General features: G+C 55.8%; 12 protein-coding genes. 9 read left to right on the forward strand and 3 right to left on the reverse strand.

All coding sequences use genetic code 11. From position 1 onward, the window contains the following. Positions 1-327: 327 nt before the first annotated feature. Positions 328-1,692 carry a nucleotide 5'-monophosphate nucleosidase PpnN gene (gene ppnN, locus L977_RS21010; RefSeq protein ID WP_047626869.1) on the reverse strand — a complete coding sequence of 455 codons (1,365 nt, stop codon included), beginning with the start codon at positions 1,690-1,692 and terminating at the stop codon, positions 328-330. Between the two features lie 115 nt (positions 1,693-1,807). Then, a complete protein-coding gene (gene queF, locus L977_RS21015) occupies positions 1,808-2,650 on the reverse strand; it encodes an NADPH-dependent 7-cyano-7-deazaguanine reductase QueF (protein WP_014885059.1) in 843 nt (280 codons plus the stop codon). A 69-nt stretch (positions 2,651-2,719) separates the two neighbouring features. On the opposite strand from queF, the gene syd reads away from it, so the two are divergent. The 8 genes from syd (at position 2,720) to L977_RS21055 (ending at position 11,032) form a co-directional block, all read left to right on the forward strand. After that, positions 2,720-3,265 (forward strand): SecY-interacting protein, encoded by a 546-nt coding sequence (syd, locus tag L977_RS21020; protein ID WP_047343432.1) that lies wholly within the window; start codon positions 2,720-2,722, stop codon positions 3,263-3,265. A gap of 631 nt (positions 3,266-3,896) precedes the next feature. Further along, positions 3,897-4,226 (forward strand): YqcC family protein, encoded by a 330-nt coding sequence (locus L977_RS21025; protein WP_014885057.1) that lies wholly within the window; start codon positions 3,897-3,899, stop codon positions 4,224-4,226. Beyond that, positions 4,223-4,999 (forward strand): tRNA pseudouridine(65) synthase TruC, encoded by a 777-nt coding sequence (truC, locus tag L977_RS21030; protein ID WP_023331205.1) that lies wholly within the window; start codon positions 4,223-4,225, stop codon positions 4,997-4,999. Before L977_RS21025 ends, truC begins: the two co-directional genes overlap by 4 nt. Before the next feature lie 23 nt (positions 5,000-5,022). Further along, positions 5,023-5,472, forward strand: coding sequence for a flavodoxin (locus tag L977_RS21035; protein ID WP_023337703.1), 450 nt, complete (start codon positions 5,023-5,025; stop codon positions 5,470-5,472). A 294-nt stretch (positions 5,473-5,766) separates the two neighbouring features. Then, positions 5,767-7,122 carry an MFS transporter gene (locus tag L977_RS21040; RefSeq protein WP_023331203.1) on the forward strand — a complete coding sequence of 452 codons (1,356 nt, stop codon included), beginning with the start codon at positions 5,767-5,769 and terminating at the stop codon, positions 7,120-7,122. Continuing rightward, the gene (locus L977_RS21045) at positions 7,122-8,462 is read left to right on the forward strand and encodes an enolase C-terminal domain-like protein (protein WP_047626870.1); all 1,341 of its coding nucleotides are present in this window, start codon (positions 7,122-7,124) and stop codon (positions 8,460-8,462) included. Before L977_RS21040 ends, L977_RS21045 begins: the two co-directional genes overlap by 1 nt. A 15-nt stretch (positions 8,463-8,477) precedes the next feature. Further along, positions 8,478-9,815 (forward strand): glucarate dehydratase, encoded by a 1,338-nt coding sequence (gudD, locus tag L977_RS21050; RefSeq protein WP_023331201.1) that lies wholly within the window; start codon positions 8,478-8,480, stop codon positions 9,813-9,815. Between the two features lie 77 nt (positions 9,816-9,892). Further along, positions 9,893-11,032 carry a glycerate kinase gene (locus tag L977_RS21055; protein WP_014885051.1) on the forward strand — a complete coding sequence of 380 codons (1,140 nt, stop codon included), beginning with the start codon at positions 9,893-9,895 and terminating at the stop codon, positions 11,030-11,032. Positions 11,033-11,129: 97 nt separating this feature from the next. Here the strand turns inward: L977_RS21055 and barA are convergent, their stop codons facing one another. Beyond that, a complete protein-coding gene (barA, locus tag L977_RS21060; RefSeq protein WP_047626871.1) occupies positions 11,130-13,889 on the reverse strand; it encodes a two-component sensor histidine kinase BarA in 2,760 nt (919 codons plus the stop codon). Positions 13,890-13,946: 57 nt separating this feature from the next. Here barA and rlmD point away from each other — a divergent pair, with 57 nt between their 5' ends. After that, a complete protein-coding gene (gene rlmD / locus L977_RS21065; protein WP_047626872.1) occupies positions 13,947-15,245 on the forward strand; it encodes a 23S rRNA (uracil(1939)-C(5))-methyltransferase RlmD in 1,299 nt (432 codons plus the stop codon). Positions 15,246-15,268 lie beyond the last annotated feature (23 nt).

Below are 15,268 nucleotides of genomic sequence, written 5' to 3' on the forward strand. Positions count from 1 at the left end.
CTTATGAAGTGGGCATCTTTAGACCATTTATCTGTTAAAAAAACATCAAAGAGAATTTACGCGCGCGCAGGCTATCACCAACGACATGTAAGCTAAAAGGGCGGCCCGCGAGATAGGTGTCTTTTGCTGTAAAGAAATGGCTTTTTAGGATTTTCTGGCGGGTAATTTAGATTAAGGCTGATAATTTGCGGTTGCTAATGCGAGGTAATCGTTTGCGTTTGCGGCGAGTTTGTTAAAGACATAAGTGATATCTATGAATTGATTCGGTAATAAAAAAGCCGGGAAGCACAACAGGGCGTCCCGGCTTTAACGACAACAGACCAACCGTTACGTGCAGATTTCGTAGCACGGAATATAGGCTGAGCCCGGCAACTTCATACGGTGCTGGGCCACAAAGCCCTGAAGCATGTCATCCATGCGACGCATCATCTCCGGGTCACCGTGGATCTTGTACGGACCATACTGCTCAATCGCGCGAATGCCCATCTCTTTCACGTTCCCCGCGACAATCCCGGAGAAGGCGCGACGCAGATCGGCAGCCAGCACTTCCACCGGCTGGTCCGGGTAGAGTTTGAGGTTCGCCATATTTTCATGGGTAGGCTCAAACGGGATCTGCAGATCGGGCGCAATACGAATTGACCAGTTGAAGCTGTAAGCATCGCCGGTATCACGACGATTCTCTTTCACCAGCGGCATCGCTTTTTTCATCTGACGCGCCACTTCCGCCGCGTCATCGATGATGATGCGGTAGTGACGACGCGCGGTTTCTCCCAGCGTATGCACGATAAACTCGTCCAGCACGCGGAAGTAGTCTGCGCTCTCTTTTGGCCCGGTCAGGATCAGCGGCAGAACCTGATCTTTGTTGGCCGGGTTCATCAGAATACCCAGCAGATAGAGCAGCTCTTCCGCCGTGCCCACGCCGCCCGGGAAGATGATAATACCGTGCGCGATACGGACAAACGCCTCCAGGCGTTTCTCGATATCCGGCATGATAATCAGCTCGTTCACCAGTGGGTTAGGCGGCTCAGCGGCAATGATTGACGGCTCGGTCATGCCGATAAATCGACCCTCTTTGTAACGCTGCTGCGCATGACCCACCGCGGCACCTTTCATTGGCGCTTCCATTGCCCCAGGACCACAGCCGGTACAGATATTCAGCTCACGCAGGCCAAGCTGCGTTCCTACCCGGCGGGCATAGAGATATTCGGTTTCGTTAATCGAGTGACCGCCCCAGCAGACCACCATGTTCGGGGCTTCGCCAACGTGCAGGGCACGTGCGTTGCGCAGAATAGAGAATACCAGGTTGGTAATATGGACCGAGCTTTCCAGATCGAGATGCTGGAAACGGCCTGCGTTGTGGATCTGCCCGTTAACAAACAGGATGTCACGCAGTACGGCAAACAGGTTGGCCTGAAGGGAACGAATGATACGCCCGTCAACAAAGGCCTCTTCTGGCGGGTTGATCACTTCCAGTTTCACGCCGCGCTCGCGGCGCAGCACGTTGATATCAAAGCTTTCGAAGCGGGACAGCAGTTCTTTACTGTTATCTGTCAGGCTTCCGGAGTTCAGTACGGCAAGTGAACAGTTACGAAACAATTGATACAAATCGCTGCTGGCCGTGCGTTTAAGCATGTCCACTTCCAGCTGCGACAACATATCCATTGAGCCAAGCGGGCTAATATGTGTAATCAAGTGAGCTCCTTATGGGACGATTATCGTCATTCCCTTTGATTACAATAGCCCTGGCGTGTGAGGTTTCACAACACTTCGGGCGGAATACCGCCCGCATATTGTGAAAAAATTTATATTATTGACGTACCAGGCGACCCGTCGCTGGCACAAAATCAGTGTTGGTGCGCCACGGGTTAATGTCCAGCCCACCACGTCGGGTATAGCGCGCGTAAACGCTCAACTTCTCTGGCTGGCAGAAACGCTGGATATCACTAAAGATTCGCTCCACGCACTGCTCGTGGAATTCGTTGTGATGGCGGAACGACACCAGATAGCGCAGCAGCTTTTCGCGATCGATTTTCGGGCCGCGATACTGGATCTGTACCGAACCCCAGTCCGGCTGGTGGGTAATCAGACAGTTGGACTTCAGCAGATGGCTGACCAGCGTCTCTTCAACCACCTTGCCGCTCGCCGCGTTTTCGAGGTAATCGGCGCTGAATTCATAATTCTCCACCTCGATATCCTGATCGTCAATGCAGGTTCCGTTGAAGTGGGCGATCGGCTGCCCTTCCAGTTCGTGCAGGCGGTACAGCGAAACGCTGACCTGACCCTGAGCACAGGCGGTTAAATCGCGTTCCAGCGTCTGCTGAACCTCATCCCAGTGATTAAATTTGGTCTGGTTGAAACTGTTGAGATAGAGCTTAAAGCTCTTGGATTCCACCAGATTCTGGCTGGCGTAATCCAGCTCAACGTGTCCGACCGCCACCTGCGGCAGGCCGCGCGCGTTGAGCCAGGAGATTTCATACAGCGTCCAGATATCGCCGCCCACGAACGGCAGCGCGTCCGCGTGCAATCCCAGAGGATCGCGGTTCAGGCTGCGCGGAACACCCTGCAGCAGGCTTGCATCGTAGGTATCGCGGTAATCGGTCGATTTACCCAGCGTTAAGCCGGTTAACGCCTGATGATTTTCGTAAGACATGTTTCATAGCCACTTTACAGGTACACTTATGGGCTGAGTTTATCCTGTCTTACAAGAAGAGAGAAATCGGTGGACATCGAAACTGCAAATGCCCTTACTACCTTCACGACCCGCTATTGCGATGCGTGGCATGAAAAGCATGGAACGTGGCCGCAAAGTGCTGAATTATATGGCGTACCGTCACCGTGCATTATCTCTTCTCAGGATGATTATGTTATCTGGCAGCCGAAGCCGAGTACCGCCGGGCAAAATGTAAATGCGGTTGAACGGGCTATGGACATTGTGGTACAACCAGCGGTTCACGCGTTTTACGTCACGCAATTTGCAGGGGATATGCCCGCTCGCTTGGGTGATTTGACGCTGACGCTGTTGCAGACCTGGAGCGAAGACGATCTGCAGCGTGTTCAGGAAAACCTGATTGGTCATCTGGTCACGCAAAAACGCCTTAAGCTTTCTCCGACGCTCTTTATTGCTACGCTCGACAGTGACCTGGATGTGATTTCCGTCTGTAACCTGTCTGGCGAAGTGATTAAAGAGACCATCGGCACCCGCAATCGCGAGACCCTCGCCCCTTCACTTGCGGATTTCCTTACCCGACTTGAGCCTCTTCTGTAATCCATAATGCTACAGCGCGTGTGAGAGATCTCTTACAAGGTTTGTGAGAGATCGCTGGAACATTCAGTATTACCTCATTTAATTAAGATTAATATCACGCTGTTTTTCAATGGATTAGCTGTTTATCGCAGCTTTTATAGGGCTTTCTTACGTCTTACAACGCTCCCCTGGTGGGTTGTAAGACGAAGCGGAATAGCGGATTCTATCTCTGTCGACAGGACGCCGACACGAGAAACGAACATCAGGATGATGGCGTTTCTTACTCAGGACACGTCAGGATGACGCTGCAGGAAGGCTTCAGGATGAAGCAAAGGGATAACGCAGGACGCGTAAGGGACACCTCCAGGAAGGAGAACGAGAGCCGAACAGGACGGTCGGTGGGTCAGGAAGGCCAGGACGTTTCAGGATGAAACAAGCACGTCAGGAAGATGTGTGCAGGATGCGAAAGGTAGACGGATGACCAGCCCTTCGGGCATCAGGAAAAGTTGTCACGGATGAGCAGGGAGCACGAATTGTAGCTGGAATGCTGCGGAACGAACCGGGAGCACTGTTTTTACAGTGCTCCCTTTTTTTATTTCTGCCTCCCGCAATGCTATGCTGCGCGCCGTTCACTTTTTCAGTTGAGGTTACCATGACGCAACACGATAGCATTCGTGCTCAGTTGCACGCCATCGAAGCCCTTTTGCGCCAACATCAGCTGTGGCAAGAGACCGCGCCGCAGCCGGAAGCGTTCGCCAGCACCCAGCCATTTTGTCTGGATACCCTGGCTCCGTTCGAGTGGCTCCAGTGGGTGTTAATTCCGCGCATGCACGCGCTGCTGGAAGGCGGTCATCCGCTGCCGCAGGCGTTTGCGGTCTCTCCCTATTATGAAATGGCCCTTGAGGCGACGCACCCTGCGCGCGCGGTCATGCTGGTTGAGCTGGAAAAACTGGATGCCCTGTTTGCCGGTGAAGATGCATGACGCTTGAGATCCTCTATCAGGACGAGTGGCTGGTGGCGGTGAATAAACCGTCTGGCTGGCTGGTGCACCGCAGCTGGCTGGATCGCGACGAGAAAGTGGTCGTGATGCAGACCGTACGCGACCAGATTGGTCAGCATGTTTTTACCGCCCATCGTCTCGACAGACCGACCTCCGGCGTGCTGCTGATGGGGCTTTCCAGCGAGGCGGGACGTCTGCTGTCTCAGCAGTTCGAACAGCACCAGATCCAGAAACGCTACCACGCGATCGTGCGCGGCTGGCTGACGGACGCCGCCACGCTCGACTATCCGTTGGTAGAGGAGCTGGATAAAATCGCCGATAAATTTGCCCGCGATGACAAAGGCCCGCAGCCTGCCGTGACGGATTATCGCGGCATGGCGACCACGGAAATGCCGGTGGCAACCAGCAAATTCCCCACTACGCGCTACAGCCTGGTTGAGCTTTTGCCCAAAACCGGGCGTAAACACCAGCTGCGACGCCATCTTGCGCACCTGCGCCACCCGATTATTGGCGACAGCAAGCACGGCGATCTGCGCCAGAATCGCAGCGCGGCCGAGCATTTTGGCTGTAACAGACTGATGTTACACGCCAGCGAGCTTAGCCTGACCCACCCGTTTACCGGCGAACCGCTGAATATCCGTGCAGGGCTGGACGATGTCTGGATGCAGGCGCTGTCACAGTTTGGCTGGCTGGGGCAACTCCCCGAAAATGAAAGGGTTGAGTTTGTATCTGGCAACGTTCAGGATGAACAGTAAACGCATTCATAGGGAAAAATATCATGGCTGAAGTAGGCATTTTTGTCGGCACTATGTACGGCAACTCACTGCTGGTAGCGGAAGAGGCTGAGGCAATTCTGGCAAGCCAGGGCCATAAAGCCACGGTCTATGAAGACCCGGAACTGGCAGACTGGGAAAAGTACAAAGATAAATACATTCTGGTGGTGACGTCCACTACCGGGCAGGGCGATCTGCCGGACAGCATCGTGCCACTTTTCCAGGGCATTAAAGACCAGCTTGGCTATCAGCCGGACGTTCACTACGGCATCATTGCCCTGGGCGATAGCTCTTACGCAAACTTCTGCGGCGGCGGCAAGCAGTTTGATGCGCTCCTGCAGGAACAGAGCGCCCAGCGCGTCGGCGAGATGCTGCTGATTGATGCCGGTGAGCATCCTGAACCGGAAAGCGAATCGAACCCGTGGGTCGAGCAGTGGGCTACGCTCCTCAAATAGTTTTCCAGGCCGGGTCAGGCGAAGCCGCCACCCGGCAATACACTCCGCACCAAACCTCAATTCCGTGAACCACCTTCCACTTGCCTGGGCTTATGCCATAAACAACCGCTCGCACACCCTTTAATACTGTGTTTTTGCACGGTGAGAGAACGTGTCACTCCTTCATATACTTTTCCGGTCACTTATAAAACGGCTTCAGGCCGTACCAAAACGACAAAACACATCTCATTCTGATTACCCTACCGGTGCTGTACAGAATGAACCAGGCGAAAGCTATGTTTCAGGAGTGCAACAATGAGTACATTAAGCCACGCAGCGAGCAGCGCTGAGAAGCGCACGAATGCCCGCTACTGGATAGTGGTGATGCTGTTTATCGTCACATCCTTTAACTATGGTGACCGCGCCACGCTGTCGATTGCCGGCTCTGAAATGGCAAAAGATATCGGCCTTGATCCGGTGGGCATGGGTTACGTTTTCTCCGCATTCTCATGGGCCTACGTCATCGGGCAAATTCCAGGCGGCTGGCTTCTGGACCGTTTTGGCTCTAAACGTGTCTATTTCTGGTCCATCTTTATCTGGTCTGCATTTACCCTATTGCAGGGCTTTGTCGATGTTTTCAACGGTTTTGGCATTATCGTCGCGCTCTTTACGCTGCGCTTCCTGGTAGGTCTGGCAGAAGCGCCTTCCTTCCCGGGGAACAGTCGTATTGTCGCGGCCTGGTTCCCGGCGCAGGAGAGGGGAACGGCGGTGGCGATTTTTAACTCCGCCCAATATTTCGCCACGGTGATCTTCGCGCCCATTATGGGCTGGCTGACGCACGAAGTGGGCTGGTCGCACGTCTTCTTCTTTATGGGCGGGCTAGGGATCATCATTAGCTTCGTCTGGCTGAAAGTGATCCACGAACCGAATCAGCATCCTGGCGTAAACAAGAAAGAGCTGGAGTACATTGCGGAAGGTGGTGCGCTGATCAACATGGATCAGAAGTCCGGGAAAGTAAAAGTCCCGTTCAGCCAGAAATGGGCGCAGATCAAACAGCTTGTCGGTACGCGGATGATGATCGGCATCTATCTGGGCCAGTACTGTATCAACGCGCTAACCTACTTTTTCATCACCTGGTTCCCGGTGTATCTGGTGCAGGCGCGAGGGATGTCGATCCTGAAAGCGGGATTTGTTGCTTCGGTCCCGGCGATCTGCGGCTTTATCGGTGGCGTGCTCGGCGGGGTGATATCCGACTGGCTGATGCGCCGAACCGGATCGCTGAACATCGCGCGTAAAACGCCGATTGTGCTCGGCATGCTGCTCTCCATGACTATGGTGTTCTGCAACTACGTCAGCGCCGAGTGGATGGTTATCGGCTTTATGGCGATGGCCTTCTTCGGCAAAGGCATTGGCGCACTGGGCTGGGCGGTGATGGCGGATACCGCGCCAAAAGAGATCAGCGGCCTGAGCGGCGGTCTTTTCAACATGTTTGGCAACATTTCCGGGATTGTTACGCCAATCGCGATTGGCTACATCGTTGGTACGACGGGCTCATTCAACGGTGCACTGATCTACGTCGGCGTGCATGCGCTGGTGGCAGTCCTGAGTTACCTGGTGCTGGTGGGGGATATCAAACGTATTGAACTCAAACCCGTAGTGGAGCGTGGCTGATGACAACGCAATCAAGCCCCATCGTGACTGAAATGAACGTTATTCCCGTGGCCGGGCAGGACAGCATGCTGCTCAATATTGGCGGCGCGCACAATGCGTGGTTTACCCGCAATATCGTGGTGTTGACTGATAGCGCAGGAAATACTGGCGTGGGTGAGGCGCCTGGCGGGGAGGTGATCTACCAGACCCTGGTCGATGCCATTCCGCAGGTGGTGGGCCAGGAGGTTGCCCGCCTGAACAAGGTGGTTCAACGGGTGCATAAGGGCAATCAGTCGGCAGATTTTGATACCTTCGGTAAAGGAGCCTGGACGTTTGAGCTGCGCGTCAACGCGGTGGCCGCGCTGGAGGCCGCCCTGCTTGATTTACTGGGTAAGGCGCTGAATGTCCCGGTCTGCGAGCTGCTGGGGCCGGGCAAACAGCGTGATGCGGTCACCGTGCTGGGCTATCTGTTCTACGTGGGCGATCGCACGAAAACCGATCTCGCCTATCTGGCGCAATCACCGGGTAACCACGACTGGTATCAGCTGCGCCACCAGCAAGCCCTTACCCGCGACGCGGTGGTCCGCCTGGCCGAGGCGGCTCAGGATCGCTACGGCTTCAAAGATTTCAAGCTCAAGGGTGGCGTGCTGCCCGGTGAGCAGGAGATTGAAACCGCCCGGGCGTTGAAAAAACGTTTCCCGGAGGCGCGTATCACCGTTGACCCTAACGGCGCCTGGCTGCTGGAGGAAGCCATCAGCCTGTGCAAAGGTCTGGGAGACGTGCTGACCTACGCAGAAGACCCGTGTGGCGCGGAGCAGGGCTTCTCTGGCCGTGAAGTCATGGCCGAATTCCGCCGTGCCACCGGCTTACCGGTCGCCACCAATATGATTGCCACTAACTGGCGCGAAATGGGGCATGCGGTGATGCTGAACGCCGTCGATATTCCGCTGGCGGACCCGCACTTCTGGACGCTCTCCGGCGCGGTGCGTGTGGCGCAGCTGTGCGATGACTGGGGACTGACCTGGGGCTGCCACTCCAACAATCACTTCGACATTTCGCTGGCGATGTTCACCCACGTTGGCGCCGCGGCACCGGGAAATCCGACCGCTATCGACACCCACTGGATTTGGCAGGAAGGCGAAGCCCGCCTGACGAAAAATCCGCTGGAAATCAAAAATGGCAAGATTGCTGTACCCGATGCGCCGGGCCTGGGCGTGGAGCTTGACTGGGATCAGCTTCATAAAGCCCACGAGGCGTATAAAAAGCTACCGGGCGGTGCGCGTAATGACGCAGGCCCGATGCAATACCTTATTCCCGGCTGGACATTTGACCGTAAGCGCCCTGTTTTTGGACGTCACTGATAAAAGGATTACACGATGAGTACTTTTACGACCCCTGTCGTCACTTCCATGCAAATCATTCCGGTCGCGGGTCATGACAGCATGCTGATGAACCTGAGCGGGGCACATGCACCGTTCTTTACCCGCAATATTGTCATTATCAAAGACAATGCTGGCCATACCGGTGTGGGTGAAATTCCGGGCGGGGAGAAGATCCGTAAAACGCTGGAGGATGCCATTCCGCTAGTGGTGGGCAAAACGCTGGGTGAGTACAAAAATGTCCTCAACACCGTGCGCAACACCTTTGCCGACCGCGATGCGGGTGGCAGGGGGCTGCAAACCTTCGATCTGCGAACCACCATCCACGTGGTGACCGGGATTGAAGCCGCAATGCTGGACTTGCTGGGCCAGCACCTGGGCGTTAACGTCGCCTCGCTGCTGGGTGAGGGGCAGCAGCGTTCAGAAGTAGAAATGCTTGGCTATCTGTTCTTTGTCGGCAATCGCACACTGACGCCGCTGCCGTACCAAAGCCAGACGAAGGAAGCATGCGACTGGTACCGGCTGCGCCATGAAGAGGCGATGACCCCGGATGCGGTGGTGAGGCTGGCGGAAGCGGCATACGAAAAATATGGCTTCAATGATTTCAAACTGAAAGGCGGCGTGCTGGCAGGTGAAGAAGAGGCAGAGGCCATTTCCGCGCTGGCAAAACGCTTCCCACAGGCGCGCGTGACGCTTGATCCAAACGGTGCATGGTCGCTTGATGAAGCGATCAAAATAGGTAAACAGCTCAAAGGTGTGCTGGCGTATGCCGAGGATCCCTGCGGGGCCGAGCAAGGTTTCTCGGGCCGCGAAGTGATGGCAGAATTCCGTCGCGCCACGGGGCTGCCGACCGCGACCAATATGATTGCCACCGACTGGCGTCAGATGGGGCATACCCTGTCATTACAATCCGTCGATATTCCGCTGGCTGACCCGCACTTTTGGACGATGCAGGGCTCGGTCCGCGTGGCGCAGATGTGCCATGAGTTTGGCCTGACCTGGGGATCGCATTCTAATAACCACTTCGACGTGTCGCTGGCAATGTTCACCCACGTTGCCGCCGCCGCACCGGGCACCATTACCGCTATCGACACCCACTGGATCTGGCAGGAGGGGAATCAGCGTCTGACCAAAGCGCCGTTTGAGATAAAAGGTGGCATGGTGCAGGTGCCTTCAACGCCGGGATTGGGCATTGAGCTCGATATGGACCAGGTGATGAAAGCGCACGAGCTTTATCAGAAACACGGTCTGGGCGCGCGGGACGACGCGATGGCGATGCAGTATCTGATCCCCGACTGGACATTCGACAATAAACGTCCGTGCATGGTACGATAAACGCACTGGGACCGCTCCCATTGGCGGTTCTTTACGTGGTGTATGCTTAACGTAACGACTATGCGTAAGGATGGCTTATGAAAATTGTTATCGCACCGGACTCGTATAAGGAAAGTTTGAGTGCGCTTGAGGTTGCGACAGCGATAGAGCGCGGTTTTCGCGAGATCTTTCCCGAGGCGGTTTACGTCAAACTGCCGGTCGCGGATGGAGGAGAAGGCACCGTTGAGGCGATGATCGCGGCAACGCAGGGGCGAAGGGTACATGTCCCGGTGACCGGTCCCCTCGGCGAGCGGGTGGAAGGATTTTACGGGATTTCGGGTGACGAACAGAGCGCCTTTATTGAAATGGCGGCGGCAAGCGGTCTGGAACTGGTTGCGCCTTCGCAGCGCGATCCCCTGAAAACGACCTCCTGGGGCACAGGTGAACTTATCCGTCACGCGCTGGATGCGGGCGTTAAGCATATCATCATCGGTATCGGCGGCAGCGCCACCAATGACGGCGGGGCCGGGATGATGCAGGCGCTGGGTGCGAAGCTGCTCGACGCCAGTGAACAGCCGCTGGGGCAGGGCGGAGGCGAGCTGGGAAAACTCGCGCGTATCGACCTGAGCGGCCTGGACACGCGTCTGGCCGAGTGCCGGATTGAGGTCGCCTGCGACGTGACCAATCCTCTGGTTGGAAAGGATGGCGCGTCAGCCGTATTTGGCCCGCAAAAGGGGGCCACGCCTGAGATGATCATCACCCTGGACAATGCGCTTGCTCATTATGCGCGGATTATTGCCCGGGATCTGGATATGGATGTGCTAAACCTTGCTGGCGGTGGTGCGGCGGGGGGCATGGGCGCGGCGCTGTACGCTTTTTGCGGCGCGCAGTTGCGCCAGGGCATTGAGATTGTAACCGATGCGCTACACCTGGCCGACCAGGTGGCCGATGCAGATTTGGTTATCACCGGCGAAGGCCGCATCGACAGCCAGACGATCCACGGCAAAGTCCCGGTGGGGGTAGCGAAGGTCGCGAAACGCTTTAACAAACCCGTTATCGGGATTGCGGGCAGTCTGACGGCGGATGTTGGCGTGGTACACGATCACGGCATTGATGCGGTGTTTAGCGTGATTTACACCATCTGCTCGCTGGAAGATGCGCTGGAAAATGCCAGCGCGAATGTACAGATGACCGCCAGAAATATCGCGGCGGTGCTGAAAGTGGGGCAGGGAATGTAGTTCTCCCGCTCCCCGTAGGAGAGGGTTGGGGTGAGGGCATCAGGCCGCACCCGCAATCGTAGGCCCGGTAAGGCGAAGCCGCCACCGGGCTTTTATCTCAGCTCCCCAATACCTTCATCGCTTCACGCGTCACGTTATCCATTTCATCCAGCAGCTCCAGAAACTCGGGTTCCAGCTCCGATTCTGGCGTACCTGCGCGCAGTTGCTGCTCCAGCAGCTGGCAGAGATTTTTAAGCCTCGGTACGCCGCTATAGCCGCAGCTGCCGTGAAGCTTGTGGATGGCTTCCAGCAGTTCATCCGGGTGTTCCCCCACAAGCTGTTCTTCAACTTTATTACGAATCTCCGGCAGAAACGCGACCAGCATTTGCAGCATCTCGCGGGCTAAATCGGGTTTACCTGCCGCCTGACGCAGCGCAAGCTGCCAGTCAAAGGTTGCGTTTTGATTGACGGTGACCTCAACCGGCTCGCTGGAAACCGTGTAGCTTCCGCCAATATGTCCCGGCTTATAGCGTAACAGCAGGTTATGAAGCTTCTCTTCGTCGATAGGTTTCGCCAGATAATCATTCATCCCGGCGCTCAGTAACTTCTCTTTCTGACCGGCCATCGCATGCGCGGTGACTGCAATCACCGGTGTTTGCTGCTGATGTGGCAGCTGGTGGATCAACTCACAGGCCCGAATGCCATCCATGCCCGGCATCTGAATATCCATCAGAATTAAATCGAACTGCATCTGTTTGGCTTGTTCAACGGCCTGCGTGCCGCTGGTGCACAGCTCCACATGCTGAACCTGATCTTCCAGCAACACGCCAATGAGCTTCAGGTTTGCCGGGTTGTCATCAACTGCCATCACGCTCATCGGCAGTTTTTGCTCATCGTTAATCAGCGGAAGGGCATGCTGGCTAAGACGGCAATACTCCGTGAGGGCGGGCAGCAGGCGGGTGGCGGTGAGGGGTTTAAGCAGACACGCGGCTGCCCCGTCGTTTTTCAACTCTTCCGCGTTTATCTGAGCGTGGCAGGGCAGCGCCAGCAGCAGATAGTCAGTCATCGACGCGGCTTTCGCCAGCCGCTCCTGCTGCATGGTCAGTTCGCCGGTGAACGTCACCGGAATGCCCATCAGCAGAATGTCGTAGTGCTCAACGGCAAGCGCCGAGAAGGTAGGGCTGTAGACTACCTCCAGAGGTGTAGTGCTTAAAATATCCAGCGTGCACTGCGCGGCCGCCGCGTTAGGCTCGACGTAGGCCAGACGCTTACCTTTCAGGCAGCCCGTCACCGGACCGTCGGTCAACGCGTTCGGATTGAGATCCAGGTTAATGTGGAACCAGAAGGTTGAACCGCGGTTTGGCTGGCTGTGGAAAGAGATATCGCCGCCCATCTCGTTTACCAGCCTCTGCGTAATCACCAGCCCCAGACCGGTACCGCCATGACGACGGGAGATACTGGCATCCGCCTGGCGGAACGCCTGGAACAGACGCGACTGATCGCGCTCGGGAATACCAATCCCGGTATCGCGGATCTGAACCTCAATCTGTACCTTGTTGTTACTGAGCGCGCGTTTTTCTACCAGAATGTCGATGTTGCCGCTTTCGGTGAATTTAATGGCGTTGCCAACAAGATTGGTAATGACCTGCTGAAGGCGCAGAGGATCGCCGATGACGTTATCCGGCACGTCGTTTTTGATGTTAAGCGTCAGTTCAAGGCCTTTGTCGTGTGACGAGTGGGCGAGCAGCGTGACCACTTCATCGAGCGTACCGCGCAGCGGGAACGGTATGCTCTCCAGAATAAGCTTGCCCGCCTCCAGCTTGGAGAAGTCCAGCACGTCGTTAATGATCGCCAGCAGGTTGTTGGCCGAACGTTCAATGGTGTGCAGATGATCGCGCTGCGTCGGGTTAAGCTCGCTTTTCAGCGTCAGGCGGGTAAAGCCGATCACCCCATTGAGCGGTGTACGCAGCTCGTGCGACATATTGGCAAGGAATTCAGATTTAATCCGCGCCGCTTCCTGGGCGCGCTTTTTCGCCAGATCCAGCTCAACGTTCTGGATCTCCATCTGCTCCAGCGTTTCGCGCAGGTCAGACGTCGCCTGGTCAACGTTATGTTGCATCTCTTCGTGATAGGCCGCCAGCGACATGGCCATCGAGTTGATGCCGTTTTTCAGCATATCCAGCTCGCCCAGCATAAAACCTTCTACGCGGCTGTCGAGCTGTCCCCGGCGGATGCGGTCAACAGTATTGACCATATTGCGGATGGGGCCCGTTACGTCGCGCATCAGGCGCCAGCCGAAGATCAGTGCAATACCAATACAGAACAGCATCATCACGCCAGAGATAAAAATCTCTTTGTACTGCTGGAGCCGGACTGACTTGAGATCCAGCTCCAGCGCCACGTATCCCAGCATGTTATTGCTGGATTTGGCGTCAGATTGCGCAGACTCGTCGGGGGAATAACTTTCCGACACGATCGGCGTGCGCAGGATCATGATATCGCCGCGCCGCAGTACGGTGAGATGGCGCGGGAAAGGTGTACCGTCCGGGATTTTCAGGGCCGCCGGATCGAGATGAAAATTCGAGGTGACAAACAGGCGGTTATGTTCGTCGTAAACGGAAATGGCGCGTACGATGTCCGAGTGGCGTCGGTGAAGCACGCTGATTAACTGCCCAATGGATTCGCGGTTTTGCAGGTTCATCCCGTACTCGCTTGAGACGGCGAGCGGTTCGATGATGCTGGCACCTGCATCCTCCAGCTGTCGCTGCAAATCGTTATAGCGGTGCACCACAAAGAAGATACTCAGCAGCAAACCGATGAGAACGGTGGGGGCGAGGATCAAAATCATCATGCGCGCGCGCAGGCTGTAGTTGGTCATGGCGTTCCGTTATGGGACAATTAAGATAATTATGTTTACGTGAGAAAAATCTCGGCGATGGCGCAATTCTACTCTGCAAAACGACGCGTGACGACGCGTCAAATCATTACTGTTGAAGCCACAGACCTTGACCCGTTTGGTCAGGGGGTGGCTCATCACAATGGTAAGACTCTGTTTATAACAGGTTTGCTGCCAACAGAACGAGCAGAAATTACGCTGACGGAAGACAAACGCCAGTACGCGCGCGGACAGGTGAAGCGTCGCCTCAACGATAGCCCGGCGCGCGTTGCGCCACGCTGTCCGCATTTTGGCGTTTGCGGAGGCTGCCAGCAACAGCATGCGAGCACAGAATTACAGCAAAAAAGCAAAAGCCGCGCCCTGGCGCGTCTGCTGAAGCACGACGTGAACGAAGTTATTGCTGATCAGCCCTGGGGCTACCGTCGCCGCGCGCGTCTGAGTCTGAGTTATCAGCCCAAAACGGCGCGGCTGGAGATGGGTTTTCGCAAAGCGGCCTCCAGCGATATTGTTGATGTGAAGCAGTGCCCTGTTTTGGTGCCCCATCTTGAAGCATTGCTTCCGCACGTGCGCACTTGCCTCTCAGGACTGGACGGCGTTCGCCATCTTGGGCATGTCGAACTGGTCATGGCCAATAATGGCCCGCTGATGGTGTTGCGCCACACCGCGCCATTATCGAAAAAAGATCGCGAAAAACTGGAACGCTTTTCGCATTCCCACGACCTGGCGCTTTTCCTTGCTCCACAAAGCGAGATACTTGAACAGGTTACCGGTGATGCGCCCTGGTATGCGTCAAACGGGCTACGCTTAACGTTTAGCCCGCGGGATTTCATTCAGGTAAATGATGGCGTAAACCAGCAGATGGTTGAGAAAGCGCTGGCGTGGCTTGATATACAGTCCACCGATCGGGTGCTCGATCTGTTCTGCGGCATGGGCAACTTCACGCTGCCGCTGGCGCGAAAAGCAGCAAGCGTCGTTGGCGTGGAAGGCGTTGAAGCGCTGGTGGCTAAAGGGCAGGAGAACGCACAACAGAACGGCTTGCAAAATGTGACATTCTTTCATCAAAATCTTGAGGAAGATGTGACGCAACAGCCGTGGGCACAGCAGGGATTTGACAAAATCCTGCTCGACCCGGCGCGCGCCGGTGCCCCGGGCGTCATGGCGCATGTGATTAAACTTGCCCCGAAGCGTGTGGTCTATGTTTCCTGTAACCCGGCAACGCTTGCCCGTGACAGTGAGGCATTAATCAGCGCGGGTTACCAAATTCAGCGTCTGGCAATGCTGGACATGTTCCCGCACACTGGGCATCTGGAATCGATGGTGTTGTTCGAGCACATCTAATTTGTTTGGCTTGTCGACTTCGA

This window comes from Enterobacter sp. ZOR0014 (assembly GCF_000798855.1).
Lineage (GTDB): Bacteria > Pseudomonadota > Gammaproteobacteria > Enterobacterales > Enterobacteriaceae > Enterobacter > Enterobacter kobei.

What these genes read in the sequence shown, in the direction of transcription:
- queF (WP_014885059.1), bottom strand. Translation starts at nt 2,650, where the DNA reads ATGTCTTACGAAAATCATCAGGCGTTAACCGGCTTAACGCTGGGTAAA.
- L977_RS21025 (WP_014885057.1), top strand. Translation starts at nt 3,897, where the DNA reads ATGACGCAACACGATAGCATTCGTGCTCAGTTGCACGCCATCGAAGCC.
- truC (WP_023331205.1), top strand. Translation starts at nt 4,223, where the DNA reads ATGACGCTTGAGATCCTCTATCAGGACGAGTGGCTGGTGGCGGTGAAT.
- L977_RS21035 (WP_023337703.1), top strand. Translation starts at nt 5,023, where the DNA reads ATGGCTGAAGTAGGCATTTTTGTCGGCACTATGTACGGCAACTCACTG.
- L977_RS21040 (WP_023331203.1), top strand. Translation starts at nt 5,767, where the DNA reads ATGAGTACATTAAGCCACGCAGCGAGCAGCGCTGAGAAGCGCACGAAT.
- L977_RS21045 (WP_047626870.1), top strand. Translation starts at nt 7,122, where the DNA reads ATGACAACGCAATCAAGCCCCATCGTGACTGAAATGAACGTTATTCCC.
- gudD (WP_023331201.1), top strand. Translation starts at nt 8,478, where the DNA reads ATGAGTACTTTTACGACCCCTGTCGTCACTTCCATGCAAATCATTCCG.
- L977_RS21055 (WP_014885051.1), top strand. Translation starts at nt 9,893, where the DNA reads ATGAAAATTGTTATCGCACCGGACTCGTATAAGGAAAGTTTGAGTGCG.
- barA (WP_047626871.1), bottom strand. Translation starts at nt 13,889, where the DNA reads ATGACCAACTACAGCCTGCGCGCGCGCATGATGATTTTGATCCTCGCC.
- rlmD (WP_047626872.1), top strand. Translation starts at nt 13,947, where the DNA reads ATGGCGCAATTCTACTCTGCAAAACGACGCGTGACGACGCGTCAAATC.